Genomic DNA, 25192 nt, shown 5'->3' with positions numbered 1-25192 from the left:
GCAGGATTTTGGTGGTATCCTTCTTACGTCGCGCGGCAGTTGCCGCGCTTCTTTCATCGGCCTTTTCGCTTCCGGGTTTTGCGGATACTGGATCCGGAGCCTATCTGGCCGGACGTCAGGCAATTTTCCAGAACGATTACTCCGCGGCCGAACGATACTATGCGCAAGCTCTGCGTGCCGACCCCGAGAACGGTAAGCTGCTGGAAAGCGTTGTGGTCGCGCGGCTGTCGCTGGGCCAGATAAAACGCGCGTTGCCGGTCGCCCAAGCGATTGAAGAGCTCGGTATACCCAGCCAAGCGGCTCGTATGGCCATTGCGGTTAACCTGCTGGCCCAGGGTGAGCTGGATGAATTCCTGTCCCGTGACCCGGAAACGCAAGGCATAGGGCCGCTCGTCGACGGATTGCTGTTGGGTTGGGCCTATGTCGGCCAGGGTGCGATGACCAACGCGATGGAGCAGTTTGATACCGTTGCCACGCAAGAAGGGCTTACCGAATTTGCGCTTTACCACAAGGCGCTGGCCCTGGCCTCGATCGGAGATTTCGAAGGGGCCGAGGCGATCTTTGCGGCCAATGACGGCGCGATTGCGCGCTTTACCCGACGTGCCGCACTGGCCCGTACCGAAGTGCTGTCGCAGCTGGACCGCAACGAAGATGCGTTGGTTTTTTTGGATGAAGTCTTTGTCGCAGGAAGCGACCCGTCCATCGAAGGGTACGAGGCGCGTCTGAAAGCTGGAGAGACTTTGCCCTTTACCCATATCGGTTCTCCGCAAGACGGCATGGCCGAAGTGTTCTTTTCTGTCGGGGCAGCTCTCAGTCGCGAAGCCGCACAGAACTATGTCCTGCTCTATGCTCAGCTCGCGGCCTTTCTACGCTCGGATCATGTTGACGCGATCCTGCTGAGTGCTGAATTGCTGGATGGGCTTGAGCAATATGATCTTGCGGTCGAAGCCTATCGTAAAGTGCCAGCGACCAGCAGCGATTACCATGCGGCTGAACTGGGCCGCGCCGAGGTTTTGGGCCGCGCGGGCAAGACAGATGCTGCGGCCGAAGTTCTGCAGAACCTAGCCGCCAAAAGCCCTGACCTGCCCAGTGTGCATGTGGCGCTTGCCGATCTGCAGCGCCGCGAGGAAAACTACGCGGCTGCAGTGGAAACCTACAACACTGCGATAGAACTGATCGATTCGGGTGTGGGGGGCAACTGGTTCCTGCACTACGCCCGAGGCATCTCGCACGAACGCCTCAAGCAGTGGGATCAGGCCGAAGCCGATTTCCGCCGCGCGCTGGAGCTGAATCCAGATCAGCCGCAGGTGTTAAACTATCTGGGTTATTCGCTGGTCGAGCGTCAGGAAAAGCTGGATGAGGCGCTGGATATGATCGAACGCGCAGTGGCTGCTCGCCCTGACAGCGGCTATATTGTTGACAGTCTTGGCTGGGTTCTGTTCCGTTTAGGCCGCTACAACGAGGCGGTCGAGCATATGGAGCATGCGGTCGAGCTGATGCCTGTCGATCCGGTCGTCAATGATCATCTGGGCGATGTCTATTGGGCCGTGGGTCGCGCGCGCGAGGCCGAGTTCCAGTGGAAACGTGCTCTGTCTTTCATCGACCCCGAAGACACGGATGGCGAGGCCGATCCGGACCGTATTCGCCGCAAGCTGGAAATTGGGCTGGACGCGGTTCTTGTTGAAGAAGGGGCCGAGCCCCTGAAAGTGGCCAATGAAGGCTGAGGCGTTTGCCCCCGCCAAGATCAATCTGACCCTGCATGTGACTGGCCGCCGCGCGGATGGTTATCACCTGCTGGATTCTCTGGTGGTCTTTGCTGATGTGGGTGACACGCTGCAGTTCACTCCTGGCGATGCCCTGACGATTGCAGTGACGGGTGAACACGCCGATGGCGTACCAGCAGATAGCCGAAATCTGGTTTGGAAAGCCGCACAGGCGGCGGGTTGGACCGGACAAATCGACCTGAACAAAGTGCTACCGCATGGCGGCGGCATTGGGGGCGGGTCCTCAGACGCGGCGGCGACACTACGGATGGCGGCAGAGCAGGGCAGGACAGTCTCGCCCGACGTGGCCCTGTCACTGGGGGCTGATATCCCGGTCTGCGTCGCGGCTCGGGCCATGCGGATGCGGGGCATTGGAGACGATCTGACGCCCGCTTCGCTGCCCTCTCTGCCAGCCCTGTTGGTTAACCCTGGCGTCGAAGTACCCACCGGGCGTGTGTTCGCGGCATTGAAAAGCCGCGACAATCTGCCAATGCCTGCAGAGATCCCCGAGTTGGAGACTGTCGAAACCTGCGCCGATTGGTTGCAGGATCAACGCAACGACCTTGAACCGCCAACAACGGGCTTGGCCCCTGAGGTCGCCCGCGTTCTGGATGAACTGGTAGGCACGAAAGCGGCCCTCATGGCCCGCATGTCAGGGTCGGGTTCGACCTGTTTCGCGCTTTATCCCACGATGAAAGACGCGCATTTCGCCGCCTATGAGATTGGTGCGGCCCATCCCGATTGGTGGTGCCGCGCGACTCAGCTTAATTGAGACGCGAGACCACGTAGTCGGCAAGATCACACAACAGCGTGCGGATCTCGTGATCAGGCAGAGCCTCCAGCGATGCTTTAGCCTTGTTCGCCCAGCCGAATGCATCCGCCCGCGTTGCTTCAAGCGTGCTGTACTTGGCCATCAGCCCAAGCGCGTGGTCCAGATCACCCTCTTCCTGACGACCGCGTTCGATGGTGCGTTCCCAGAAGGCGTGTTCGTCGGGGGTGGCCTGCGCCACAGCTTTGATCACTGGCAAGGTTAGCTTACGCTCGCGGAAATCGTCGCCCACATTCTTGCCGGTGGCTGCGCTGTCGCCTTGATAGTCCAGCAGATCATCCGCAATCTGGAACGCAATCCCCAGCGCGTCGCCGTAGTCATAAAGCGCCTTGACCTGTTCCTCGGTCGCGCCTGCGATCACGCCGCCCACCTCGGTCGCGGCCGAGAACAGCGCCGCCGTCTTGCCGCGCACAACCTGTAAGTAAATCGCCTCGGTCGTGCCCAGATCGGTTGCGGCAGTCATTTGCAGCACTTCGCCTTCGGCAATCGTGGCCGAGGCATTGGCGAGGATATCCAGAACCCGCAGCGATCCTGTCTCAACCATCAACTGAAAGCTGCGGGAGAACAGGTAATCACCGACCAGAACGCTGGATTTGTTGTCCCACAGAAGGTTCGCTGTAGGCCGCCCGCGCCGTTGGGCGCTCTCGTCGACCACATCATCATGCAGCAGGGTTGCGGTGTGAATAAACTCGACCGTCGCGGCCAGACGTACGTGGTGATCTCCGGCATAGCCAAACAGCCGCGCCGCCGCCAAGGTCAGCATCGGGCGCAGGCGTTTGCCGCCTGCCTCGACCAGATGCGCGGTGACTTCGGGAATGCGCGGCGCGTGTTCTGACGCCATGCGCGTGCGGATCAACTCGTTGACCGCGCCCATTTCGCCCGTCAGGATTTCCGCCAAACGCTCATGCGGTTTTGTGACCGTGTCGATATTCATCACACCCTTGATACAAGGCTCGACATCGCGGCCGCCTTGCCCTTACATCCATCCCCATGAAAGAACTTTTGCGCAGCACTGATCCGACGATTCTGGCCTTTGCATCCGCCCTTCTTGAGGGCGAGGATATAGACTGCTTTCAGATGGACGTAAATATGAGCATCCTCGAAGGTGGCATCGGAATCTTCCCCCGCCGCTTGATGGTGCGCGCCGATGACCTGACCCGCGCCGAACGTGTCATGCACGACAATGATATCCCTTTGGGTCGATGACACTGTTTGCTGACCCCGACCTGACCCGAAACGACTTTCTGGGCGGGCGTGTGCGCCTGTGGCAACCCATAATGGGCTATCGCGCAGGCGTGGACCCTGTTTTATTGGCCGCATCTGTACCCGCAATACCCGGTCAGACAGTTCTGGATCTGGGATGCGGCGCCGGTGCAGCCGTGTTTTGCCTGATGTCCCGCGTACCCGATCTGCAGGCTGTGGGGGTCGAGTTGCAGCCTGCATATGCCGATCTGGCGCGTCGGAATGCCGCTGAGAATTCCATCTCGCTTGAGGTTTTTGAGACTGATCTGGCCGTTTTGCCTTCCGATCTCAAACAGCGCCAGTTTGATCACGTTATTGCGAACCCGCCCTATTATCGGGCCGGAGCGCACAGCCCGGCGGCGGATGAAGGCCGTAGCGCTGCATTGGGTGAGAACACGCCGTTGAACCTTTGGATCGAGACTGCGGCCAAACGCCTTGCCCCCCGGGGTTATTTGCACATGATTCAGAAAGCGGACCGGTTACCAGATATGCTGGCCGCCTGCGAGGGGTGCTTGGGGTCTGTCGAAGTATTGCCGTTGTCCGCCCGTGTTGGTCGACGCGCTGAACTGGTTATTCTGAGGGGCAGGAAGGGCGGAAAAGCCGCGTTTCAACTGCATGCCCCGCTGGTTCTCCATTCAGGTGAGCGCCATGAGGTAGACGGTGACAGTTACGCTCCGCCAGTTTCGGCCGTATTGCGCGAAGGGGCTGGCTTGCCCGGATTTTCCAGCTGACAGGCATTAACCAGCCGATTTTGTCGGATTTGTTATATTTTCTATGCACCCGCAGCGTGACAGGGTGGAAACGATGTGCTCAACTTCCTACGTGAAACTCAGACATCAACAGAGGAGTACCGCCATGAGCGTGAGCGCACACCTGACCGAACTTAAGAAAAAGCACGAAAACCTCGGTCTTGAAGTTGAACAAGCACAACGCTCGCCTGGTATCGACGACCTTCACATTGCTCAGCTCAAAAAACAGAAACTAAAGCTCAAGGAAGAGATTGAGCGATTGTCGAGTTAACGACGCATACTGGCCCGGGCGGCGATCAAAGCGCCGCCAGTGATTAAAACGGCCGCGATCGCCAGACCCCAGCTTGGGGCGGCGATCCCGGCAACCACCAGAACAAGCGTAGACAGAAGCGGGGCCGCGTAAGATGACGTGCCCAAAATTTGAATGTCTCCCTGCTTGACCCCGATATCCCAGACATAAAACGCCAAGCCAACGGGCCCCAGCCCAAGAGCTATGACTGATCCCCAACCCAGAATGGTTTCTGGCCAGACTGTCTCCTCAACGGCGATGTGCAAAAGGCCCGAGGCGATGGCCGTGGCCAAACAGAACACAGCCACCGAACTGGTTGGCGTGTCGCCCAGACGACGCGACAGCACGGAATAGCCCGACCATGTCAGCGCGCACATCAAGGCCAAGGCATACCCCGGCAGGTGTTCGGCCTGAAAACCGCTGCTACCGCCACCCGCGATGATCACGGCGGCCCCGGCGAAACCCAGGCAGGCCCCGATCAGGTGGCCGATGCGCAATTGTTCTCCGGGCAATAGCCCCGAGAGCAGGACGATCAGCAGAGGCCACAGATAGGCGATAAGCCCTGCCTCTGCGGCGGGGGCCATTCGCAAAGCCGAGAAATACAGCGCATGATAGCCAAAAAGACCGATTGTACCGAACAGATAGGTCGTCCACGGGATTTCTCGAAGCTGACTCAACCCGCCTGTGGCCCATGTCCAACCCAATCCCAGCGCTCCACCGATGGAAAAGCACAACGCGTTCAGCAGCAAAGGCGGCGTGGGCGCGGACCCAACCGTAAAGAGGGCCAGCAGGGCCCAAAGCAGGACGGCGACAAAGCCGATTCCTGTTGCGCGCGTTCTTGTCACGGTGCGGGCACCTCTTCCACCGGAATGATTTCGAACTCATCCGACAAATGTGCGGTCTTTTCAATCTCGGACATGAACCAATCGCGGAACGCCGCAATCTGAGGTCTGTTTTCGGCCCCTTTCAGACACAGGAACCGGAAGCGGCCCATGGTCTCGATTGCGACCTTGAAGGGGGCGACCAGTCGGCCTTCTGCCAGATCCTTGATAATCATAGCCCTTCGACCGAGCACGACGCCCACTCCGGCAACTGCTGCGTCAATCGCATGATCCGCGTTGGAAAAATGCGCGCCGTGCTGTGGGTTGAAGTCTACCCCGACGGCCCGAAACCAAGTGGGCCAGTCAGATGGGGGCCGCAGAAACGCAATCGAGTCGTCAAAGATCAAGGGGGCCTCCCGCAGGCTTTCAGGCGTTGGAAATTGTTCGGCCATATCCGGGGTCATCACCGGGGTCAGCCATTCCTTGCGAACGGGAACGGAATACAGCCCTTCGTCCCCGCCATAGCCAAAGCGGATCGCCACATCTACATCATCCCTCTCGAGGTCCATGTTACGTAGTGTGGCCGAGAACTTCAGGTCGATCTCTGGATGCGCGCGAGCAAAGTCATAGAGCCGCGGAGCCAACCACTTGGCCGCCAACGCCGGGCCCGCCGTAACGGTCAGGCTGGTGTCATTGCCCAGCCGCCGGGCCGCCTGCCACGCGGCTTGTAGCGTGGCGAATCCGTCTGCCGCACCGGGGGCCAAGGCGCGCCCGGCTTCCGTCAATTCCACCGCCCGGTTGAGGCGACGAAACAGGGGGCGTCCCAGATGCTCCTCCAGCGATTTGATCTGAAAGGACAGGGCTGCGGGCGTGACATGCAGTTCTTCTGCAGCCTTGGAAAAAGACATGTGGCGCGCGGCGGCATCAAAGGCCCGTAGGGCGGTAAGTGGCGGTAGGTAGTCGCTCATAGGGTAAGAATACCTTAACTGAGATCAGAAGAAAGCTCGTTTGTCAGCCGTAAAAATAAGCCTCATATTGATCTCAAGTCAAACAACGCTGAACTGAAAGGAGATATTCCATGATCGAGGCAACCTCCAGCCCCTCTGTCGCCCGCGCCTTTCGGCGTGCCCATTTCGAACGGTCCCGCGCGATCGGTGACTTGGTGAAATGGCTATTCGGTTCCCGCTGAGCGCAGCGCGCGCGTTCTTACGGAATAAAAAAGGGCCGGTCTTAAAAGACCGGCCCTTTTTCGTTTTGCACAGGGATTAAACGAAGAACTGCGCACCGTTGGCCGAAATGGTCGATCCATTGATGAACTGCGAATCGTCCGATGCCAGGAAAGCCACGCAGCGTGCGATTTCCTCGGGTTCGCCCAAACGTCCTGCGGGGATTTGGCCGATGATCGATTCGCGTACCTTCTCAGGCACAGCCATGACCATCTCGGTTGCGATGTAGCCGGGGCAGATGGCGTTTGCGGTGATACCAGCCCGCGCGCCTTCCTGCGCGAGTGATTTCACGATGCCCAGATCACCGGCCTTGGTCGCCGCATAGTTCACCTGCGCGAACTGACCCTTCTGACCGTTGATCGAGCTGATGACGATGATGCGACCGAATTTGCGCTCGCGCATGCCGGGCCAGACGGGGTGCACAGTGTTGAACACGCCGGTCAGGTTGGTGTCGATCACCTGATGCCACTGTTCCGGGGTCATCTTGTGGAACGGGGCGTCGCGGGTGATGCCCGCGTTGGCGACCACGATGTCAATGGGGCCAACCTCGGCCTCTACTTTTTCGATACCCGCTTTGGATTCGTCATAATCAGCCACGTTCCACTTGTATGTGGCAATGCCGGTTTCCTCGGTGAATTTTGCGGCCGCTTCATCGTTGCCGGCATAGGTGGCTGCAACATTGTATCCTTCGGCTTTCAGCGCCTTGGAAATTGCTGCGCCGATGCCGCGGGAACCGCCGGTGACGAGTGCTGTACGTGCCATTTAGGCTTCCTCCAATTTAAGTCGTCTTGGTAATGCTGTTACTTTGATAGGTAATCTTGCGCAATATTGTTTCGTTGAGAATCGTCGAAACCCATAGGGCAATATCGTCGCATCTTTGAGTCAGCCCCACTGTAACAAAAAAGGGCGCCTGCGGGGCGCCCTTTCGATGTTCAGTGCTTAAAAGCTTAGTCGCGCTCCACGCACAGGGCGACGCCCATGCCGCCGCCGATGCAAAGGGTCGCCAACCCCTTTTTCGCATCACGGCGCTTCATTTCGAACAGCAGCGTGTTCAGAACCCGGCAGCCCGAGGCACCGATTGGGTGGCCGATGGCGATGGCGCCACCATTCACGTTCACGATCGACGGATCCCAACCCATGTCCTTGTTCACAGCACAAGCCTGTGCGGCGAAGGCTTCGTTTGCCTCAACCAGATCCAGATCGTCAACTGACCAACCCGCTTTCTCCAGCGCTTTGCGCGAGGCATAGATCGGGCCGACGCCCATGATCGACGGGTCCAGACCAACAGTGGCGAAGGACGCGATGCGGGCCAGAGGCTCAATCCCGCGCTTTTCCGCATTCTCGGCCGACATCAGAAGTGTCGCCGCCGCACCGTCATTCAAACCGGATGCGTTCGCCGCCGTAACCGAACCCTCTTTGGTGAAGGCAGGGCGCAGCTTGCCCATGGCCTCCATGGTTGCGCCGTGGCGGATATATTCGTCGCTGTCCATCACGATGTCGCCCTTGCGGGTCTTGATGGTGAAGGGCGTGATCTCATCCGCGAACTTACCAGCCTTTTGCGCAGCTTCGGCCTTGTTCTGGCTGGCGACGGCAAATTCGTCCTGCATGTCGCGGCTGATTTGCCATTGCTCGGCTACGTTTTCAGCGGTCTGACCCATGTGATAGCCGTTAAATGCGTCCCACAGACCGTCGCGGATCATGGTGTCGATATATTTCATGTCGCCCATCTTGTGACCGGCACGCAGTGCTGCGGCGTGGGGCGACAGGGTCATGTTTTCCTGACCGCCGGCGGCGACAATATCGGCATCTCCCAGTTGGATGTGCTGTGCGCCCAGGGCAACCGCCCGTAGGCCCGAACCACAAACCTGGTTGATGACCCATGCGGCGCTTTCTTTGGGCAGACCCGCGTTGATGTGCGCCTGACGCGCAGGGTTCTGACCCTGTGCTGCTGTCAGAACCTGACCCATAATGGTCTCGCTGACCTCGCCCTTTTCGATCCCTGCACGTTCGACAACGGCTTCGAGAACGGCGGTACCCAAGTCATGCGCGGGTGTGTTTGCGAACGAGCCGCCAAAACTGCCGACACCAGTGCGTGCTGCGGATGCGATTACTACGTTGGTCATTAAGACAATCCTTTACCGTCAAGGTTCTGTGGGAAACGTGACGGCGCAGGCAACAGGGAAAGGTCCCTATCGGTTCAGAGCGCCTCATGATCCCCCGCTCCAACTGATATTGGAATAACGCAATGCTGCTGCTGCAGCAACGGTCAGCTTGTCTCAGGTAGGGTGCCGCTAGGTAATGGAGTTCACCCCGCTGTTTTTATTTCGTTTTTTGTCTTCCAAGGGGCGGACACCGTGGGGGCGCCGAACAAGAAACCTTGAAGGCAATCGACGCCGTTAGCGACCAGAAATTCTGCATCTTCTTTGGTTTCGACCGATTCGGCTATAACCAGAATTTCGAACTCGCGCGCGACGGCAATAAGCGCGCGAACCAGGGCTTGATTGTCCGGATTCACGCTGATCCCACGTATGAACTGGCCGTCAATCTTGGCTGCATCAAACAAAAACTCGCGGAAATGCCGAAAGCTGAAATTGCTGGCGCCAAAGTCGTCCAGTGCAAAGGCGACGCCGCGCGGCTGCATACGGTCCATGAAGTCCATGACCAGTTCTGGAACTGTCATGGCAGAGTTTTCCGAGATTTCCAGGATCAGCCGCTCTCCGATACTGGTGTCTTTCTTCAGGAATCTTTCGAGGACGCGCGACCATCTGCTGTATCCAATTGATCGTGCCGACATGTTGACGGACATGCGTATCTCCGGATTCCGGGCCAAAGCGCGCAGCCCCATTTCCAGCGCGATACAGTCCAACTCGCGGCCAATTGGCGTGTTTTCCAGTTGAGGCATAAAGTCTCGCGCCGGTATCACCCGGCCGGTTTCATCCAGAACCCGAATGAACCCCTCGTAAAACGCGACACCATGCGGAGGGTTCGCCTGGATCACGGGTTGAAAAGCCAGTTTACATTGTTTGTGCTTCACAGCGTCGGTTGCCATTTGAACGGTTGACGCATCTCGAGAGATCACGGCCGCATTTAACGGGCTGTCGGACCCTTCTGGCAAATCCGCGAGTTTCTTGTCCGTCATGCGTGGTCCACCTTTTACCGTCATCGGTCATGGGTGGATTTCAGGACAAACTTGTGAATTTGCGGTTAATGCCGCTCGATTACGTTAGCGCGCGATCGGCGACATCCGTCCGACCGAAATGGCGGCCCCGATCACCGCTCCGGCAAAGCCGAGGGCCATCATGGCAAAACCGAGTGCCACGATCGGAGACGCTGCGCCGCTCAAAGCGGTCATCATGGCGATCACAAGACCCGTCAAACCCAACACTGTGGATATGGTCACTAAACGGGTCATTTCGGGTCTCCTGTCGGACGGCTACATATCAAAGTGATATGGGCGAAGGTGACCGGTTTTCAAGGAACGACCCCAGGTCGGTCGGCGGGTTCAAGCCTGTTTTGCCTCAGAATTAGGCGCTTCGGGCTGGAAACGCTCGAATCCGGGCGTTCCGCGATCTTCGGGATGCAATGCGATGTGCTTGGCTTTGATCTGATCCGAGTTGTCACGGCTGCCGTCATGACTGTAGCCGGGCGGGGCAAAGCAATAGGCCATTCGCTGACGAAGGCTCAGGCCGGGTTGTGTTGCGTCGCGCCAGATTCCTACCCATTCATGGAAGGCCACGCGAAGCGGGTTAAACGTACCAATATTATGGACCAGCCCGAAATCGACGCGATCATCCTCTTGCTCGGGTACAAATGTACCAAACATCTTGTCCCAGATGATGAAGACACCAGCATAGTTGCAATCCAGATAGCGCGCATTTCGGCCATGATGGGCGCGGTGGTGGCTGGGTGTGTTCATCACCGCCTCGAACCAGCGCGGCATTTTGCCAATCGCTTCGGTGTGGATCCAGAACTGATAGATCAGGTTCAGTCCGCCCACGAACAGCACCATAGCCGGGTGGAACCCCAACAGGATCAGAGGCGCGCGCACCACCATCATGAAGGTGAAAGTATAAGTCCAAGTTTGCCGCAGCGCAGTCGTCAGGTTGTAGTGCTGTGAGCTGTGATGATTGACGTGGCTGGCCCAGACCCAGCGGATGCGATGACCGAACCGATGAACCCAATAGTACCTTAAATCGTCCAGTACAAAACACAGAATGATGACCGGAATCGAGGTGCCCAGGTTCAAGGGCGTCACCTGCCACAGCCACATGAAGAAAGCATAGGCGATAAAGCCCAATAACAGGCCCGAGGCGATATTCCCCGCACCCATGATCAACGAGGTCACCGCGTCACGCGTCTCGTACCGGCCACCTCTGCCTTTGACGGCGATCCAAAGGAACTCGGCCAGAATGGCGGCGATAAAGAATGGAACGGCCCACTGAACGGCGTCGGGGAAGGTTACTTGGTCGGTCATACGGGCTCCATCAGGTTTTGCCAGTGCGGGCGCTCGAAATCGTCAAGACGGATAAGAACTTTGGGTGTGGCGAAATCGTGAAACCGGATTTCAAACCCTTCGGCGCGGTCAAGCCTGTCAAAATCCAGAAGGTGACGCGCCACGGTGTCGGCGCCGAACGACCAGACAAGGCCGTTGCCCGCAGGTGTTCGGATCAACGCCGTATGGCAGTCATTGGTGATTGTTACATCAACAACATCGTCGCCGGGTACGTGTCGCAACCAAGCGGCTTTTGCGCTGTCCGGGGTTAGATGCGTGATACGAGACTTGCCCGCAAGATGCATCATCAAGGTGATCCCCGCGATCCCCCCGATCACCAGAACCAGCAATATTCCAAGCGGCATGGCCATCCTCCCGCAGGGCAGAGTGCAAGTCGGTTGCGGCAGTGTCAAAGGTGGCGTTGCGTAAGCTTCTCGCCGAAAAAGACCGGCCCGCGAGGCACGGACCGGTTACCGCATTTTCAAAGTCGACTGCGATTAGCTTTCGCCGCCCACCAATGCGCCGACAATTGCTTTGGCACTGTCGGAGTTCCATTCGGCATCGCCGATCAGGCGGGCTATTTCATCCCCGTTGGGATCAAGGATCACAGTGATCGGCAAGGCAATCACGCCAAATTCTCGCGCCACAGCCGAGCCCGCGTCTTGATGGCGGGGCAGGTTGTCGATGCCGTTTTCCTCGAAGAACTTCTTGATCCCGGCGGGCGAATTGCGGCCGGTGGCCAGCGTCACGACCTCGAACTTGTCGCCGCCGAACTCTTCCTGCAGCTCAGCAATCTGTGGCATTTCCTTGCGGCAGGGTGCGCACCACGTGGCCCAGAAATTCACCAGAACGTATTTGCCCTTGTAATCAGCCAACGTTGCGGTGCCGCCGTCATCTTCCAACTGGAACTCAATGGGGGCCTTGGGCTTGGGTTCCTTGTGCAAGATCAGGCGTTTTAGAGTGCCGTCGCGCAGCGGCGCCAGAGTTTCGGCATCTGCGGCCAAAGCGGCATTTGCACCTAACGCAAGGGCCATATAAAGGGGGATCAGACGAAATAGGCGCATATCAACTCCGGGTTTTCTTACATGACCGATCAATCCTCGAACCAGATGTGGGGCGGCCGCTTTGCCGCCGGTCCAGACGCGATCATGGAGGCAATCAATGCCTCGATCGGGTTCGATCAGCGGATGGCAGCCCAGGACATCGCAGGCTCGCGCGCCCATGCCGCCATGTTAGCGGCCACAGGCGTCATAAGTGATAGTGATGCGCATGCTATTCGGGAAGGGCTGCTCACAGTCTTGTCAGAAATCCAGTCCGGTTCGTTTCAGTTTTCGACCGCGCTGGAAGATATTCACATGAATGTCGAGGCGCGCCTGAAAGAAGTCATCGGAGAACCCGCGGGCCGTTTGCACACAGGCCGCAGCCGCAATGACCAAGTCGCGACCGATTTCAAACTTTGGGTGCGTGATCAGTTCGACGCTGCGGAAACCGGCCTTCTGGCCCTGATCCGAGCGCTGTTGACACAGGCCGAGGCTGGGGCCGACTGGGTCATGCCCGGATTCACGCACTTGCAAACGGCGCAGCCCGTCACATGGGGCCATCACATGATGGCCTATGTCGAGATGTTTGGCCGCGATCTGTCCCGCGTCCGCGACGCGCGTGCCCGGATGAACGAATCCCCACTGGGTGCGGCGGCGCTGGCAGGCACATCTTTCCCGATCGACCGCCAGATGACGGCTGAGGTATTGGGCTTTGACCGTCCCGCCGCAAACTCGTTGGATGCAGTCAGCGACCGGGATTTTGCGCTGGAATTCCTTTCGACGGCCTCGATCTGCGCGATCCACTTGTCGCGCTTCGCAGAAGAGCTGGTGATCTGGTCGTCGGCTCAGTTCCGGTTTGTGACGCTGTCGGATCGGTTCTCGACCGGCTCTTCAATTATGCCGCAGAAGAAAAACCCCGACGCGGCCGAACTGATCCGCGCCAAGGTCGGCCGAATCTACGGCGCGAACACCGCGCTGATGATGGTGATGAAGGGCCTACCGCTGGCATATTCCAAGGACATGCAGGAAGACAAGGAGCAGGTCTTTGACGCCGCTGACAACTGGATGCTGGCACTGGCCGCGATGGAGGGGATGGTTAAGGACATGACCGCCAATCGCGACAGTCTGGCGGCTGCAGCAGGCTCGGGCTTCTCGACCGCAACTGATCTGGCCGACTGGCTGGTGCGCGTTCTGGGCCTGCCATTTCGCGACGCGCACCATGTCACCGGGTCGCTTGTGGCCATGGCCGAAACCAAGGGCTGCGATCTACCTGATCTGACGTTGGACGACATGCAATCGGTCCACGGCGATATTACCGATGATGTCTATTCTGTCCTTACGGTCGAAAATTCGGTAAACTCGCGACAATCCTACGGCGGTACGGCCCCCGATCAGGTTCGTACCCAGATCAAGCGATGGAAGGCGCGGCTGTAATGCGGATTGTGCAAGTTCTGGTTTTGATTGCTACCGGTTTCGGCCTTGCGGCCTGCGGAGCGGATGGCGAGCCAATCCAACCCACAATGAGCGCGAATATCGGTGTCGGAAGCAGCGGTACTTATGGTGGCGTAGGCGTTGGGCTGCGCAAAGGCGGCCTTGGTGTCTTTTTGGGGCTGTAACTGCGACGGCCTTACTTGACGCACAACGTTTTTCAAATGAGAGCAGAATGAAACTGACCGGCCTTATCCTGACCCTTGTCGTGCTTGCGGCATGTGACCCGAATTATGCACCACGCCCAGAACCAGAACCCGAACCCAGCGGTTCGGGCATTTCGATTTCCGGTTATGGTCGGGTGGGTGTGTCGACATCCAACTAAGGCAACGTTGCAAGTCGCACGGAATCCATTGATCCGCAGACCTCTTTTGGTCTAAGCGCGCAGGTATGGATCACTTTCTCTACCGCGACGGCGCGCTTTTCGCCGAGGATGTCCCGATTTCCGAGATCGCAGCCGCGGTCGGAACCCCGTTCTATGTCTATTCGACAGCAACTCTGCTGCGGCATTTCAAGCTGTTTGACGATGCGCTGGACGGGATGGATCACCTTGTCTGCTATGCGATGAAGGCCGCCAGCAATCAGGCGATTCTGAAGACGCTGGCGCAGGCGGGCGCGGGGATGGATGTGGTCTCGGGCGGGGAATATCTGCGGGCCAAAGCCGCAGGCGTGCCGGGCGACAAGATCGTGTTCTCGGGTGTTGGTAAAACAGCGGATGAGATTCGCATTGCGCTGACCGGCGGCATTCGCCAGTTCAACGTGGAATCTGAGCCCGAGATGGAAGTGATCAACGCCATCGCTATGGAATTGGGCGTGATCGCACCGATCACCGTGCGGGTGAACCCGGATGTGGACGCCAAGACTCACGCCAAGATCGCCACCGGCAAGTCGGAAAACAAATTCGGCATCCCGATCGCGCGCGCGTTCGAGGTTTACGCACATGCCGCCACCCTGCCGGGGCTGGAGGTGATTGGCATCGACGTCCATATCGGCTCGCAACTGACCGAGCTGGCACCGTTCGAGCTGGCCTATACCAAGGTCGCCGAACTGACCGAACAGCTGCGCGCCGAAGGCCACAATATCCGCCGTCTCGATTTGGGCGGCGGGCTGGGCATCCCCTACACCCGCGCCAATGACGCGCCGCCGCTGCCGGTGGAGTACGGCGCGCTTATCCAGAAAACGCTGGGCCATCTTGGGTGCGAGATTGAGATCGAACCAGGCCGTCTGATCGCGGGCAATGCGGGTTTGATGGTCAGTAAGGTGATCTATGTGAAATCGGGCGAGGGCCGCGATTTCCTGATCCTTGATGGTGCGATGAACGACCTGATCCGTCCCGCGATGTATGAGGCGCATCACGACATCGTCGCCGTGAACGAACCCGCGCCGGGAGTAGAACAGCAACCCTATGACATCGTGGGCCCTGTGTGTGAAACGGGCGATACATTCGCAAAACAGCGCAACATGCCGCCTCTGGCCGCTGGTGATCTTGTCGCTTTCCGCAGTGCCGGAGCTTACGGAGCGGTGATGTCCAGCGAATACAACACGCGCCCTTTGATCCCCGAAGTTCTGGTGCATGGGGATCAATTTGCAGTTATTCGTGAACGGCCAAGCTTTGACGAAATCATAAACCGCGATACCATACCCGAGTGGCTTTGACGCGATTGGCGCGCGGGCCTGCTGACGGAGGCTCGCCTTTATGGCCAAACAGACCTTGCCGATCCCAAGACTGTCCCTGTGGCTGACGCATGCGGGTATGCTGGCCGAACGGGTTTGGCGCGCATTTTGGCCTCTTTTCTCGGGTATTATGGCCGTTTTGGCCGCTTTGATGCTGGGCCTGCAAGATCTCGTATCGGTTGAGACCGTATGGATTATCGGTTCTCTGGCCGTGCTTGGCCTTATGGCGGCCTTGGCGTTTGGGGTGCAGCGATTCCACCTGCCGACTCGGGCCGAGGCGCTTGCGCGTTTGGACGAGACTCTGCCTGGTCGCCCAATTCAGGCGCTGATGGACGATCAGGCCATTGGGGCGATGGATGCGGATTCTGTGGCGTTGTGGCATGCGCATCAGCAGCGAATGGCGCAACGGGCGGCGCAGGCTGATCCGGTCAAACCCAACCTGCGTCTGGCAGATCGCGACCCCTATGCGTTGCGCTATTCTGCTTTGCTGGCTTTGGTTGTCGCTGCCTTGTTCGGGTCGTTCTGGCGAATTGGGTCGGTGGCCGAGATGGCGCCCGGCGCGGCCGTCGCTGGGCAGGGTCCGACTTGGGAAGGCTGGGTGGAACCTCCGCGCTATACCGGATTGCCGACGCTTTATTTGGCGGACCAATCCGATGCGACACTGTCTGTTCCACAAGGCAGCCGCATCACCCTGCGGTTTTATGGTGAAGTCGGCGCGCACAGCCTGACCGAGACGACCACTGCGCTTGGCACCGAAGCTGCAACCGAACCCGAACAGGAATTTGTTGTGGACCGGTCGGGCGAACTGAAGATCGAAGGCCCTGCGGGCAAGGACTGGGCGTTGAACGTCATTGCCGATTCCCCGCCGCTGATCAGCGTTGCCGACAGTGCCGAGGCCGAGGCCGGGGGGCAGATGAAGCTGCCCTTCGCAGCCAGCGATGATTATGGCGTCGTGTCCGGTGCGGCCGTGATTGAGTTGGATCTGGCCTCGGTTGATCGTCGTTACGGCCTGACAACAGACCCCGAGTCGCGCGAATCCATTCAGGTCGAGCTCCCCATGCCGATCACCGGTGATCGTGCGGATTTTGTCGAAGACCTGATTGAGGATTTTTCACAGCATCCATGGGCACATCTTCCGGTCAAAATCTCTCTGACAGCGCGTGACGCTGCGGATCAAGAGGGGCAATCAGAACCCTACATGACCGCTCTGCCAGCTCGTCGGTTCTTTGATCCGTTGGCCGCGGCGATCATAGAGCAGCGGCGAGATCTGTTGTGGTCGCGTGAGAACGCGCCCAGAGTGGCCCAGCTGTTGCGGGCCATTTCGCATCTTCCCGAGGGGTTCTTTCGTTCGGATACCGCATATCTGCGCCTGCGGGTGACCTTGCGCAGGCTCGAAACATTTACCGAATATGATCTGAAGCCGAAACAGCAGGAAGAGATCGCGCAATCGCTGTGGGAATTGGCGGTTCTGATCGAAGATGGGACGCTGGCTGATGCGCTGGAGCGTATGCGCCGCGCGCAGGAACGTCTGACCGAAGCGATGCAGAACGGCGCGTCGGACGAAGAAATTGCCGAGCTGATGCAAGAACTGCGCGAGGCGACGCAGGACTATATGCGCCAGCTGCAGCGCCTGGCGCAGGAAAATGGCGAAGGTGGTGAAAACCAGCAAGGTCAGAACGGCGAGACCATGCAAATGACGCAGGACGATCTGCAACGGATGATGGATCGCATTCAGGAGCTGATGGAACAGGGCCGCATGGCCGAGGCGCAGCAAGCTCTGGAAGAGTTCCAACAGATGATGGAAAATATGCGAGTCACCCAAGGCCAGGGTCAGGGGCAGCAATCCGAAGGCCAACAGGCCATGGAAGGTTTGGCCGAGACTCTGCGCGAGCAGCAGGGCCTCAGCGATCAGGCATTCCGGGATTTGCAGGAACAGTTCAACCCCGGCGCGCAGGCCGGTGAAAACCAGGGCAACGAGGGCCGCAATGGTGGTCAGGGCCGCGGTGAAAGCCACGAAGGCCAAGGGGGTCAGGGTCAAGGTTCGGATCGGGCTGGTGAGGGCCAGCAGGGCCAAGGGTCGCTGGCCGATCGCCAGCAGGCTCTGAGAGACGAGCTGGGACGGCAACAGCAAAACCTGCCCGGTGCAGGAACGCCCGAGGGTGACGCCGCGCGGGATGCGTTGGGACGCGCTGGACGCGCCATGGATGAGGCCGAGCAAGCGTTGCGCAATGATGAATTGGCCGATGCAATCGACAACCAGTCCGAAGCTATGGAAGCTCTTCGCGAGGGAATGCGTTCGCTTGGCGAAGCGCTGGCTCAGAACCAACAGAACCAACCGGGTCAGGGCGCGCAGGAAGGCGACATGCAAGCCAACAATCGTGACCCCCTTGGTCGCAGCCCCGGTTCTTCAGGCACGATTTCGACTGATGACAGCCTGTTGCAGGGCGAAGATGTCTATCGCCGCGCGCGCGAGTTGCTGGACGAAATCCGCCGCCGCACGGGTGAGTCGGATCGCCCCGATATCGAATTGGAATACCTCAAGCGGCTTCTCGAACGGTTCTGATTACAGGATTAGCTTCCTGATCCCGTCTGTGCCTCGAGCCACAAACGGGCTTGGTCGACCAGCGAAACATAGCTGCCCAGAACCGGATCGGCTTGCGGTACGGCTTCGGAAATCTGTTGCGCGTTGGCATAGAGCAACAGCAAAACAACACCGATGACGATGGCGATCACAAAGCCGCGCTTGAAGCCGCTGCCCGAGCTGCGTGGCAGAGGCTGAACCTCATTTTTCTTCGCTGCAGGTTCATCGCTGCGCAGGCTCGAGTTTATAGCCTCAACATCCGGTAGCGGTTCGACTTCGGCTGCATCCTTTGCTGCCTCGGTGCGGGTCAGTTCCTTGATACGTTCCTCGGGATCGGGCGCTTGCGGAGGATCCAGGCCCAGATCGGGCTGGGTCTCAAGGTTTTCGGCTTCCTTTGCGCGTAGATCAGCCTCGCGTGCGGCCTCTTCCTTAAGAATACTGGCAACGTCAGGATCGACATGGACAGATTTCTGCGTGTCTTCCGATTTGGCCGGTTGTTCAGCCGCCACGTCGGGTTTTTGTGGCGCAGGGGCCAGAGCCGGTTCGTCGACCGGCGGAGCAACCGGAACGGTCTCGGGCTCAACCTTTGACTCAACCTCTGCCGTATCGGCTACGGGGTGTTTGCTTTGAAACCAGGTCTTTTCACAGTTCGAACACTGCACATCCCGACCCTCGGCGGGAATGACCTCATCTGGAACCTCGTACTGGGCACTGCAATTCGGACATGTAAGACGCATGCTGCCTCCGGGCCGGGGAACTGGCCTGATAATAGTTTTTTCAGGGATGATATTCCGTTAAGACCTGACAGCAAAGGGTGTTTTCGGTTTCGCCAACTAAGTGTCACCAATTCGACCCGGTGCAGGCATTGAAACAACAACGACGCTCGGGCAAGAAGAGCGGTAAGCAAACTGGGGGCTTTCGTGATCGAGCTGGAAAATGTCAGCTATACTTATGGTGGTGGCGACCTGCTGAGCGATGTATCCTTACGGTTGCAGTCCGGATCATTCCACTTTTTGACCGGTCCCTCGGGGGCAGGGAAAACGACGCTGCTCAAACTCTGCTATGGCGCTTTGTTGCCGACGTCGGGTCGGTTGTCCGCATTTGAACAAGACATTGCCGGGCTGGACCGGGATCAGATGGCGCTGCTGCGCCGCCGGATTGGTGTAGTGCATCAGGATTGCCGATTTCTGGATCACATGTCCCTTGCCGAAAACGTAGCGCTGCCGCTGATGGTGTCAGGGCGCGGTGAAGCTGCGCAACAAGAGGACCTTTCGGAGCTGCTGAACTGGGTTGGTTTGGGCGACCGCAAGGACGCGCTTCCGCCGGAACTGTCCGGGGGTGAGCGCCAACGCGCGGCACTGGCGCGTGCGGTGATCCTGTCTCCCGACGTCGTTTTGGCAGATGAACCCACCGGCAACGTTGATTGGGAAATGTCTCAACGACTGCTGCGCCTGTTGGTCGAGTTGAACAAGATGGGTAAGACGGTGCTGATCGCTACGCATGACCTTAGCCTGATACGGGCGGCCAAAAGTCAGGTTCAGGCACGGGTGTTGCGTATTTCTCAGCGACAAGTGCAATTGGCGGGGGCGGATCTATGAGTAACGGAGCCATCCGCAACCTGTTGACGCGGGACACCAGCGCTGATCGTGTTGTCCCGCCCACCGGCTACACTGCGCAACTGACCGTGTTCGTGTCAGGCGCTATGGCGTTCCTGGCCGTTTTTGCCTTGGCTTTGTCACTAGCTTCGGGACGGTTGGCGGATCGTTGGGCCACCGAGCTGGCCGGGGCGGCGACCCTGCGCATCAACGCGCCCGCAGATCAGCTTGCGGCCCAAACCAAGGCTGCGCTGGCCGTTCTGTCGCAAACACCTGGCGTGGCGTCAGCCCGTGCTTTGACGGCCGAGGAACAAATCGCCCTGCTATCTCCTTGGTTCGGTTCTGATCTGCCACTGGACACGCTGCCGGTCCCGCAATTGATCGAAGTGATCGAAGGCGAGCCCGGTATGGATGCCGCAGGTTTGCGTCTGCGCCTGGGGGCCGAGGTGCCCGGAGCGGTGTTGGATGATCATACCCGATGGCGCGAGCCTTTGGTCGATGCGGCGATGTCCTTACGCAGGCTGGGGTGGGTCTCGATCCTGCTGATCGGGGGCGCCACAGCGGCGATGATCACGCTGGCGGCCAATGCGTCGCTTGCCGCAAATGCCCAGATCATCGAGGTTCTGCGTCTTGTTGGGGCGCAGGACCGGTTTATTGCCAATGCGTTTGTCAGACGGTTCACGTATCGTGCGTTCTTTGGGGCGATGGTTGGAATGTTTCTTGGTATGACCGGTGTTCTGCTGTTGCCCGAGGCTTCGGATGAAGGTGGTTTTTTGACTGGGCTTGGTTTCAAAGGGGTCGGCTGGCTACTGCCAATCCTGATTCCGATACTGGGGGCCACTGTCGCGTTTCTGGCGACATGGAGCGCCGCCAGCCGAAAACTGAAGGAGCTTTCTTGATGGCAACAGCGGTTCAGTGGTTTCGCTCTTTGGTTTTCATGATCGTCATCTATGTTTGGATGCTGATCCTTGGTATCATCTTCGCGCCCTACGCCATCTTTGCAAAGCAGGGGGCTCGGAAGGCGTGCAAGTCCTATGCGCGGTCTACTATGTGGCTGGCGCGTTGGATGGTTGGTATTCGATGCGAAGTGCGTGGAACCGCGCCAGTAGATGAGGTTGTCGTAGGCGCGAAGCACCAGTCTTTCTTAGATATCATCATGATCTTCAACGCGATGCCGCAGGCCAAGTTCATCATGAAACGAGAGCTTATGTGGACCCCGATCATCGGAGTTTACGCGCGTCGTTTGGGGTGCATTCCGGTGGACCGCGGTAAAAAAGGTGCGGCGGTGGCAAAGATGGTTAAGGACGTCGCGAAAGAATTCTCCGAACCCGGTCAATTGGTCATCTATCCCCAGGGAACGCGCGTCGCGCCTGGGGTGCAGAAACCTTATAAGGTGGGCACTGCGGTCCTGTACGAGGGGCTGGGTTTTCCCTGTGTACCTGTCGCCACAAATGCAGGTGTGTTCTGGCCACGCTCGGGCATCATGCGTAGACCCGGCCTGGCGATTGTCGACTTTCTTGATCGGATCGAACCGGGTGTTGAACGGGGTTCATTTTTGGAACGCCTAGAAGATGTGATAGAGGATCGCTCGAACACGTTGATGAAAGAAGTGGGGTTTGATCCTGATGAATTTCGTTGAGGATATCGAAACCCTAAAGGGATTGTATGGTACGCCGGCGGCACCTTCGCTGCGCAAGGTGGTGCACAGGATGACGCCATTGTATCGCAAGTGGATAATGGCCTCACGCCTATGCGTTCTCAGCACTGTGGGCCCCGAAGGCGTAGATGGCAGTCCACGCGGGGATGACGGCCCGGTGGTTCTTGAATTGGATCCGCACACAATTGCCATGCCGGACTGGCGCGGAAATAATCGCCTCGATAGCCTGCGCAACATAGTCCGCGATCCTCGCGTATCACTGATGTTCGTGGTGCCCGGTTCCAACAACGTCGTGCGCGTGAACGGAACCGCCAAAGTGACTGCTGACGAGAATCTGGTAGCTCGGTTCGAAAAACAGGGTAAACGACCGACCACCGTGATTGTCGTTCAGATCGCCGAAATCTATTCGCAATGCGCCCGCGCCTTGATGCGCGCTCGAACCTGGAACAACGGGGACGAGACGGCCGATCTGCCCACAGTTGGTGAACTTCTGGCCGAAGCGTCAGATGGAGACGAGGGCGGCTTGCGCTATGACCGGGAGTGGGGCGCACGCGCCGCACAAACGATGTGGTAAGCAGAATGTCAAATTGCGGCTGCTCCGATCTTAGCGATATGTGAGATCCATTGTTCCACGAGGCCTTCTTTGGGTTGGCTCGCCCCGGCGAAATAAGTGAATCGGGTCGGTTTAAAGCCGACAAATCCAAGAATCTGACCTTTGATCTGCCTTACCAGAGCCTGCCGGTAGACAAGCCGCATAAACCAGCCAGGTGTGTCTGACGTCAGGATCACGCGCGCTGTGCGGCCGGAAAGTAAGGGTGCGGGCAAGCCTGCCAGGGTGGTGTTTCTGGTGTCAAAGGTTCGGCCCGGGATGAACATCCGGTCTATCAATCCCTTCAGCTTGGCGGGAAGACCACCCCACCACATCGGTGTCGTCAAAACCAGATGATCACTCCATTCGACGTCTTGCAAAACCTGCTCCAACACCGGCTCCAACGGTTTGAAATTCTGGTAATTGCCCTGGCCAAAGTCGTGATCGAACTGCAGTTCGCTCAGATGAACCATTCGTATTTCATGTCCTTTGGCGCGTGCAGCGTCTGCGTAGGTCTGTGCGAAAGTCCGGGACAGGCTGTTTTCAGCCGGGTGCCCATCAAGGATGAGGATCTTTTTGAGTTTCATTTGATTTCTCCTAAAAGTGACCACGGTCATTTATTTAGAATCAAAAATGACCGTGGTCAATAAAAATTTGACCACGGTCAAAAACTGTGCGAAAGAACCTTATGCAAAAACGTACTTTGAAAACTCGAGCGCGTCTGTTGGCTGCTGCGGCAGAAGTTGTTGAGAGCGGCGGGTTTGAAGCTCTGCGTGTTGAGGAAGTGGTGCAGATTGCCGGCGTCGCAAAGGGCACGTTCTTTGCGCATTTCAAGGACAAGGACGCCTTGATGGAAATCCTGATTGGCGAAAAGCTAAGCGCGTGTTTTGATTCTGTCGAAGCTGGATCGTCCCCGCAAAACGTGCACCAAATTGTGGTAGCGTTGGAGCCGATACACAGTTTTATGATGTCCGAACGCTATGTGTTCGATCTGATACTGCGTTATTCAGGGGCGGCGGCGATCGCTGAAATAGGCCCGATTGCGCAGTGTTTCGAAAGGTATTTCCGTCTGGTTTCCGATTGGTTGAAAACCGCCCAATTGCGTCAGGATATTTCGGCGGACCTACAGGCCGAAGGGGTTCAGGCCTTTGCCTTGCAAGCGATGTCGCTGAAATTCTGCGCGCTACACTCGGCCAGCACGTTTACAGACCGACTAGAGGGATATTTGATAGCGTGGTTGACCCCGGCAAAGTAGTCGCCGGGGTCACATAACTTAACTGTGGATCGGACCGTCGCCGCAGGCCAGCGCCGCTTCGCGTACCGCCTCGGAATAGGTCGGGTGCGCGTGGCAGGTCAGGGCCAGATCCTCGGCTGAGGCCCCGAATTCCATTGCAACGCAGACCTCGTGGATCAGATCACCCGCTGCGGGGCCGATGATGTGGGCGCCAAGAATGCGGTCGGTCTCTTCGTCGGCCAGAATCTTGACGAACCCATCAGCGGCGAAGTTCGCCTTGGCACGTCCATTGCCCATGAACATGAACTTGCCGACCTTATAGGCGCGACCTGCAGCTTTCAGGGTTTCCTCGGTCTCACCGACATTGGCGACCTCCGGCCAGGTGTAGATGACGCCCGGAATGACTCCATAATTCACATGGCCATGCTTGCCCGCGACCTGTTCGGCTGCGGCCATGCCCTCATCCTCGGCCTTGTGGGCCAGCATCGGGCCCTCGGTCACATCGCCGATGGCATAGATGCCGGGCACGTTGGTCTGCCAGTCGGCCCCCACTTTGATCTGACCGCGCTGGGTCATCTCGACTCCCAAAACCTCCAGTCCCAGACCGTCCGAGAATGGCTTGCGCCCGGTGGCGACCAGCACGGTGTCAGCCTCAATCACATGCTCGCTGTCATCTTTGCGCAGCTTGTAGGTGACCTTGGCCTTCGTCTTGGTGGCCTCGGTCTTTTGCACGGCGGCGCCCATGACAAATTTCAGGCCCTGCTTCTTGAGGATACGCTGGAAGGTCTTTTGAACCTCGGGGTCCATGCCCGGCGTAATCACGTCGAGGAATTCGATCACCGTCACCTCGGCCCCCAGACGCTGATAGACCGAGCCCAGTTCCAGCCCGATTACGCCCGCGCCGATCACGACCATCTTTTTCGGGATCTTGCCCAGCGACAGCGCGCCGGTCGAGGTCACGACGACCTTTTCATCCACCTCAACTCCGGGCAGCGAGGACGGCTCGGACCCAGATGCGATGATGATGTTCTTGGCGGTATGAACCTCATCCCCCACTTTGACCTGACCGGCAGCGGGGATCGAACCCCAGCCTTTCAGCCAGTCGATCTTGTTCTTCTTGAACAGGAACTCGATACCCTTGGTGTTGCCGTCGATCACCTCATCCTTGTAGGACTGCATCTGCTTCCAGTCGACCGAGGGGCTTTTGCCCTTGAGGCCCATCTTGGCAAAATTGTGCTCGGCCTCGTGCAGCTGATGGCTGGCGTGCAGTAGCGCCTTGGACGGAATACAGCCCACATTCAGGCACGTGCCGCCCAGCGTGTCACGCCCTTCGACAACGGCGGTTTTCAGGCCCAGCTGGGCGCAGCGGATGGCACAGACATAGCCGCCGGGGCCGGCTCCGATTACGATGACGTCATAGTTTGCCATTCAAATGGTCCTTTGTTGTTCTATGGTGTGGGCGTGCGCCCTGATCCCTTGGCGTGTTATTCTAACCTGAGAAACACGGTTAAAACAGCGCCGCAAGCAGCATTGCGACGGTTGCTAAAAAGCCGGCCATCCAGATGATTGTGCGCCACGGTGTCCAGCCCAGCGCATAGGCCGGAACATAAAGAACGCGCGCGATCAGAAAAATCCAGGCGGCAGTGGCGGTGAATGAGGTCGATTGTCCGGTCACGGTAATGACAAGGGCGGCAACGGCGAACAGGGTCAGCCCCTCGGTCATGTTGCTGAGCGCGCGGTGCATCCGGCCCGACGCTCCGGGGCGATCAACCTCTGTGTCGCGGGGGCCAATGGCTTTGTTCAGGTCGATCTTGCCGTGGCCGACGGCCAGATATGCGATGAACTGAACGGCCCAAAGCAGGGCGGCCAGGGTAAGAACTGTGGTTTCGGGGGTCATGTCTACCATCCGGTATTCGTTGCAGA

29 protein-coding genes are annotated in these 25192 nt (G+C 58.5%); 15 read left to right on the top strand and 14 right to left on the bottom strand.

Annotated features, from left to right (window positions below; all coding sequences use genetic code 11):
* The first annotated feature begins 8 nt into the window (after positions 1 to 8).
* Positions 9 to 1724, top strand: a complete 1716-nt coding sequence (locus tag AC2FNR_RS16620; protein WP_496850167.1) for a tetratricopeptide repeat protein — start codon at positions 9 to 11, stop codon at positions 1722 to 1724.
* Entirely contained in the window at positions 1714 to 2535 is an 822-nt protein-coding gene (locus AC2FNR_RS16615) for a 4-(cytidine 5'-diphospho)-2-C-methyl-D-erythritol kinase (RefSeq protein WP_496850165.1), read from the top strand. Before AC2FNR_RS16620 ends, AC2FNR_RS16615 begins: the two co-directional genes overlap by 11 nt.
* Here AC2FNR_RS16615 and AC2FNR_RS16610 read toward each other — a convergent pair.
* Positions 2528 to 3526 (bottom strand): polyprenyl synthetase family protein, encoded by a 999-nt coding sequence (locus AC2FNR_RS16610; RefSeq protein ID WP_496850163.1) that lies wholly within the window; start codon positions 3524 to 3526, stop codon positions 2528 to 2530. The two genes, AC2FNR_RS16615 and AC2FNR_RS16610, sit on opposite strands and share 8 nt — an antisense overlap.
* A gap of 56 nt (positions 3527 to 3582) precedes the next feature.
* Between AC2FNR_RS16610 and AC2FNR_RS16605 the strand changes: the two genes are divergently transcribed.
* From AC2FNR_RS16605 to AC2FNR_RS16595, 3 genes are all read left to right on the top strand, one after another.
* Positions 3583 to 3798 (top strand): putative signal transducing protein, encoded by a 216-nt coding sequence (locus AC2FNR_RS16605; protein WP_170353555.1) that lies wholly within the window; start codon positions 3583 to 3585, stop codon positions 3796 to 3798.
* Positions 3795 to 4565: a tRNA1(Val) (adenine(37)-N6)-methyltransferase gene (locus AC2FNR_RS16600; protein WP_496850161.1), complete on the top strand. Its 771-nt coding sequence runs from the start codon at positions 3795 to 3797 to the stop codon at positions 4563 to 4565. Before AC2FNR_RS16605 ends, AC2FNR_RS16600 begins: the two co-directional genes overlap by 4 nt.
* 124 nt (positions 4566 to 4689) lie before the next feature.
* Positions 4690 to 4854 (top strand): YdcH family protein, encoded by a 165-nt coding sequence (locus AC2FNR_RS16595; RefSeq protein WP_170772595.1) that lies wholly within the window; start codon positions 4690 to 4692, stop codon positions 4852 to 4854.
* Here the strand turns inward: AC2FNR_RS16595 and yddG are convergent.
* The 9 genes from yddG to AC2FNR_RS16550 all read right to left on the bottom strand — a co-directional run bounded on the left by yddG (position 4851) and on the right by AC2FNR_RS16550 (position 12475).
* Complete coding sequence (yddG, locus tag AC2FNR_RS16590; RefSeq protein WP_496850159.1) at positions 4851 to 5717, bottom strand: aromatic amino acid exporter YddG; 867 nt, start codon at positions 5715 to 5717, stop codon at positions 4851 to 4853. The genes AC2FNR_RS16595 and yddG overlap by 4 nt on opposite strands.
* Positions 5714 to 6661, bottom strand: a complete 948-nt coding sequence (locus AC2FNR_RS16585; protein WP_496850157.1) for a transcriptional regulator GcvA — start codon at positions 6659 to 6661, stop codon at positions 5714 to 5716. The genes yddG and AC2FNR_RS16585 overlap by 4 nt, the downstream gene beginning before the upstream one ends.
* A 297-nt stretch (positions 6662 to 6958) precedes the next feature.
* Positions 6959 to 7681, bottom strand: a complete 723-nt coding sequence (gene phbB, locus AC2FNR_RS16580) for an acetoacetyl-CoA reductase (protein WP_170353550.1) — start codon at positions 7679 to 7681, stop codon at positions 6959 to 6961.
* A gap of 185 nt (positions 7682 to 7866) precedes the next feature.
* Positions 7867 to 9042, bottom strand: a complete 1176-nt coding sequence (locus AC2FNR_RS16575) for an acetyl-CoA C-acetyltransferase (protein WP_170751844.1) — start codon at positions 9040 to 9042, stop codon at positions 7867 to 7869.
* Positions 9043 to 9224: 182 nt separating this feature from the next.
* Positions 9225 to 10058 carry an EAL domain-containing protein gene (locus AC2FNR_RS16570; protein ID WP_496850155.1) on the bottom strand — a complete coding sequence of 278 codons (834 nt, stop codon included), beginning with the start codon at positions 10056 to 10058 and terminating at the stop codon, positions 9225 to 9227.
* An 84-nt stretch (positions 10059 to 10142) separates the two neighbouring features.
* Positions 10143 to 10331 carry a hypothetical protein gene (locus AC2FNR_RS16565; RefSeq protein WP_170751840.1) on the bottom strand — a complete coding sequence of 63 codons (189 nt, stop codon included), beginning with the start codon at positions 10329 to 10331 and terminating at the stop codon, positions 10143 to 10145.
* Positions 10332 to 10421: 90 nt separating this feature from the next.
* A complete protein-coding gene (locus AC2FNR_RS16560) occupies positions 10422 to 11393 on the bottom strand; it encodes a sterol desaturase family protein (RefSeq protein ID WP_480483079.1) in 972 nt (323 codons plus the stop codon).
* Positions 11390 to 11776, bottom strand: a complete 387-nt coding sequence (locus tag AC2FNR_RS16555) for a hypothetical protein (protein WP_496850153.1) — start codon at positions 11774 to 11776, stop codon at positions 11390 to 11392. Before AC2FNR_RS16555 ends, AC2FNR_RS16560 begins: the two co-directional genes overlap by 4 nt.
* 132 nt (positions 11777 to 11908) lie before the next feature.
* Positions 11909 to 12475, bottom strand: a complete 567-nt coding sequence (locus tag AC2FNR_RS16550; protein ID WP_209195353.1) for a TlpA disulfide reductase family protein — start codon at positions 12473 to 12475, stop codon at positions 11909 to 11911.
* A gap of 21 nt (positions 12476 to 12496) precedes the next feature.
* Between AC2FNR_RS16550 and argH the strand changes: the two genes are divergently transcribed.
* The 5 genes from argH (at position 12497) to AC2FNR_RS16525 (ending at position 18176) form a co-directional block, all read left to right on the top strand.
* Positions 12497 to 13885: an argininosuccinate lyase gene (gene argH, locus AC2FNR_RS16545; protein WP_496850151.1), complete on the top strand. Its 1389-nt coding sequence runs from the start codon at positions 12497 to 12499 to the stop codon at positions 13883 to 13885.
* Positions 13885 to 14067 carry an argininosuccinate lyase gene (locus AC2FNR_RS16540; protein WP_170353542.1) on the top strand — a complete coding sequence of 61 codons (183 nt, stop codon included), beginning with the start codon at positions 13885 to 13887 and terminating at the stop codon, positions 14065 to 14067. Before argH ends, AC2FNR_RS16540 begins: the two co-directional genes overlap by 1 nt.
* 47 nt (positions 14068 to 14114) lie before the next feature.
* Positions 14115 to 14264: a hypothetical protein gene (locus tag AC2FNR_RS16535; RefSeq protein ID WP_170751828.1), complete on the top strand. Its 150-nt coding sequence runs from the start codon at positions 14115 to 14117 to the stop codon at positions 14262 to 14264.
* Between the two features lie 65 nt (positions 14265 to 14329).
* Positions 14330 to 15595, top strand: coding sequence for a diaminopimelate decarboxylase (gene lysA, locus AC2FNR_RS16530; protein WP_170751826.1), 1266 nt, complete (start codon positions 14330 to 14332; stop codon positions 15593 to 15595).
* 40 nt (positions 15596 to 15635) lie between these two features.
* Positions 15636 to 18176 (top strand): TIGR02302 family protein, encoded by a 2541-nt coding sequence (locus tag AC2FNR_RS16525; RefSeq protein WP_496850148.1) that lies wholly within the window; start codon positions 15636 to 15638, stop codon positions 18174 to 18176.
* Between the two features lie 8 nt (positions 18177 to 18184).
* On the opposite strand, the gene AC2FNR_RS16520 is transcribed toward AC2FNR_RS16525, so the two are convergent.
* The gene (locus tag AC2FNR_RS16520; RefSeq protein ID WP_496850146.1) at positions 18185 to 18931 is read right to left on the bottom strand and encodes a zinc-ribbon domain-containing protein; all 747 of its coding nucleotides are present in this window, start codon (positions 18929 to 18931) and stop codon (positions 18185 to 18187) included.
* 183 nt (positions 18932 to 19114) lie between these two features.
* Between AC2FNR_RS16520 and AC2FNR_RS16515 the strand changes: the two genes are divergently transcribed.
* The 4 genes from AC2FNR_RS16515 to AC2FNR_RS16500 are packed head-to-tail and all read left to right on the top strand — an operon-like array spanning position 19115 to position 22020.
* Positions 19115 to 19792 (top strand): cell division ATP-binding protein FtsE, encoded by a 678-nt coding sequence (locus AC2FNR_RS16515; RefSeq protein ID WP_496850144.1) that lies wholly within the window; start codon positions 19115 to 19117, stop codon positions 19790 to 19792.
* Complete coding sequence (locus tag AC2FNR_RS16510) at positions 19789 to 20688, top strand: cell division protein FtsX (RefSeq protein ID WP_496850142.1); 900 nt, start codon at positions 19789 to 19791, stop codon at positions 20686 to 20688. Before AC2FNR_RS16515 ends, AC2FNR_RS16510 begins: the two co-directional genes overlap by 4 nt.
* Positions 20688 to 21428 carry a lysophospholipid acyltransferase family protein gene (locus AC2FNR_RS16505; RefSeq protein ID WP_496850140.1) on the top strand — a complete coding sequence of 247 codons (741 nt, stop codon included), beginning with the start codon at positions 20688 to 20690 and terminating at the stop codon, positions 21426 to 21428. Before AC2FNR_RS16510 ends, AC2FNR_RS16505 begins: the two co-directional genes overlap by 1 nt.
* Positions 21415 to 22020 carry a pyridoxamine 5'-phosphate oxidase family protein gene (locus tag AC2FNR_RS16500; RefSeq protein ID WP_170751817.1) on the top strand — a complete coding sequence of 202 codons (606 nt, stop codon included), beginning with the start codon at positions 21415 to 21417 and terminating at the stop codon, positions 22018 to 22020. Before AC2FNR_RS16505 ends, AC2FNR_RS16500 begins: the two co-directional genes overlap by 14 nt.
* Positions 22021 to 22028: 8 nt before the next feature.
* On the opposite strand, the gene AC2FNR_RS16495 is transcribed toward AC2FNR_RS16500, so the two are convergent.
* Positions 22029 to 22622, bottom strand: coding sequence for an NAD(P)H-dependent oxidoreductase (locus AC2FNR_RS16495; RefSeq protein ID WP_170353534.1), 594 nt, complete (start codon positions 22620 to 22622; stop codon positions 22029 to 22031).
* A 101-nt stretch (positions 22623 to 22723) separates the two neighbouring features.
* On the opposite strand from AC2FNR_RS16495, the gene AC2FNR_RS16490 reads away from it, so the two are divergent.
* Complete coding sequence (locus tag AC2FNR_RS16490; protein WP_496850138.1) at positions 22724 to 23290, top strand: TetR/AcrR family transcriptional regulator; 567 nt, start codon at positions 22724 to 22726, stop codon at positions 23288 to 23290.
* Between the two features lie 18 nt (positions 23291 to 23308).
* Here the strand turns inward: AC2FNR_RS16490 and lpdA are convergent, their stop codons facing one another.
* A complete protein-coding gene (lpdA, locus tag AC2FNR_RS16485) occupies positions 23309 to 24697 on the bottom strand; it encodes a dihydrolipoyl dehydrogenase (protein WP_496850137.1) in 1389 nt (462 codons plus the stop codon).
* Positions 24698 to 24776: 79 nt separating this feature from the next.
* Positions 24777 to 25166: an MAPEG family protein gene (locus tag AC2FNR_RS16480; protein WP_496850135.1), complete on the bottom strand. Its 390-nt coding sequence runs from the start codon at positions 25164 to 25166 to the stop codon at positions 24777 to 24779.
* Positions 25167 to 25192 lie beyond the last annotated feature (26 nt).

The sequence above is a fragment of the Ruegeria sp. SATB045 genome, assembly GCF_059613525.1.
Note: the sequence above shows the minus strand (reverse complement) of the source record. Positions and strands in the feature narration are given on the sequence as shown.

What these genes read in the sequence shown, in the direction of transcription:
- AC2FNR_RS16535 (WP_170751828.1), top strand. Translation starts at nt 14,115, where the DNA reads ATGAAACTGACCGGCCTTATCCTGACCCTTGTCGTGCTTGCGGCATGT.
- AC2FNR_RS16565 (WP_170751840.1), bottom strand. Translation starts at nt 10,331, where the DNA reads ATGACCCGTTTAGTGACCATATCCACAGTGTTGGGTTTGACGGGTCTT.
- AC2FNR_RS16570 (WP_496850155.1), bottom strand. Translation starts at nt 10,058, where the DNA reads ATGACGGACAAGAAACTCGCGGATTTGCCAGAAGGGTCCGACAGCCCG.
- AC2FNR_RS16555 (WP_496850153.1), bottom strand. Translation starts at nt 11,776, where the DNA reads ATGCCGCTTGGAATATTGCTGGTTCTGGTGATCGGGGGGATCGCGGGG.
- phbB (WP_170353550.1), bottom strand. Translation starts at nt 7,681, where the DNA reads ATGGCACGTACAGCACTCGTCACCGGCGGTTCCCGCGGCATCGGCGCA.
- AC2FNR_RS16490 (WP_496850138.1), top strand. Translation starts at nt 22,724, where the DNA reads ATGCAAAAACGTACTTTGAAAACTCGAGCGCGTCTGTTGGCTGCTGCG.
- AC2FNR_RS16495 (WP_170353534.1), bottom strand. Translation starts at nt 22,622, where the DNA reads ATGAAACTCAAAAAGATCCTCATCCTTGATGGGCACCCGGCTGAAAAC.
- AC2FNR_RS16610 (WP_496850163.1), bottom strand. Translation starts at nt 3,526, where the DNA reads ATGAATATCGACACGGTCACAAAACCGCATGAGCGTTTGGCGGAAATC.
- AC2FNR_RS16605 (WP_170353555.1), top strand. Translation starts at nt 3,583, where the DNA reads ATGAAAGAACTTTTGCGCAGCACTGATCCGACGATTCTGGCCTTTGCA.
- AC2FNR_RS16595 (WP_170772595.1), top strand. Translation starts at nt 4,690, where the DNA reads ATGAGCGTGAGCGCACACCTGACCGAACTTAAGAAAAAGCACGAAAAC.
- AC2FNR_RS16505 (WP_496850140.1), top strand. Translation starts at nt 20,688, where the DNA reads ATGGCAACAGCGGTTCAGTGGTTTCGCTCTTTGGTTTTCATGATCGTC.
- AC2FNR_RS16520 (WP_496850146.1), bottom strand. Translation starts at nt 18,931, where the DNA reads ATGCGTCTTACATGTCCGAATTGCAGTGCCCAGTACGAGGTTCCAGAT.
- AC2FNR_RS16480 (WP_496850135.1), bottom strand. Translation starts at nt 25,166, where the DNA reads ATGACCCCCGAAACCACAGTTCTTACCCTGGCCGCCCTGCTTTGGGCC.
- AC2FNR_RS16560 (WP_480483079.1), bottom strand. Translation starts at nt 11,393, where the DNA reads ATGACCGACCAAGTAACCTTCCCCGACGCCGTTCAGTGGGCCGTTCCA.
- AC2FNR_RS16600 (WP_496850161.1), top strand. Translation starts at nt 3,795, where the DNA reads ATGACACTGTTTGCTGACCCCGACCTGACCCGAAACGACTTTCTGGGC.
- AC2FNR_RS16615 (WP_496850165.1), top strand. Translation starts at nt 1,714, where the DNA reads ATGAAGGCTGAGGCGTTTGCCCCCGCCAAGATCAATCTGACCCTGCAT.
- lpdA (WP_496850137.1), bottom strand. Translation starts at nt 24,697, where the DNA reads ATGGCAAACTATGACGTCATCGTAATCGGAGCCGGCCCCGGCGGCTAT.
- lysA (WP_170751826.1), top strand. Translation starts at nt 14,330, where the DNA reads ATGGATCACTTTCTCTACCGCGACGGCGCGCTTTTCGCCGAGGATGTC.
- AC2FNR_RS16500 (WP_170751817.1), top strand. Translation starts at nt 21,415, where the DNA reads ATGAATTTCGTTGAGGATATCGAAACCCTAAAGGGATTGTATGGTACG.
- AC2FNR_RS16585 (WP_496850157.1), bottom strand. Translation starts at nt 6,661, where the DNA reads ATGAGCGACTACCTACCGCCACTTACCGCCCTACGGGCCTTTGATGCC.
- AC2FNR_RS16550 (WP_209195353.1), bottom strand. Translation starts at nt 12,475, where the DNA reads ATGCGCCTATTTCGTCTGATCCCCCTTTATATGGCCCTTGCGTTAGGT.
- AC2FNR_RS16540 (WP_170353542.1), top strand. Translation starts at nt 13,885, where the DNA reads ATGCGGATTGTGCAAGTTCTGGTTTTGATTGCTACCGGTTTCGGCCTT.
- argH (WP_496850151.1), top strand. Translation starts at nt 12,497, where the DNA reads ATGACCGATCAATCCTCGAACCAGATGTGGGGCGGCCGCTTTGCCGCC.
- AC2FNR_RS16525 (WP_496850148.1), top strand. Translation starts at nt 15,636, where the DNA reads ATGGCCAAACAGACCTTGCCGATCCCAAGACTGTCCCTGTGGCTGACG.
- AC2FNR_RS16575 (WP_170751844.1), bottom strand. Translation starts at nt 9,042, where the DNA reads ATGACCAACGTAGTAATCGCATCCGCAGCACGCACTGGTGTCGGCAGT.
- AC2FNR_RS16510 (WP_496850142.1), top strand. Translation starts at nt 19,789, where the DNA reads ATGAGTAACGGAGCCATCCGCAACCTGTTGACGCGGGACACCAGCGCT.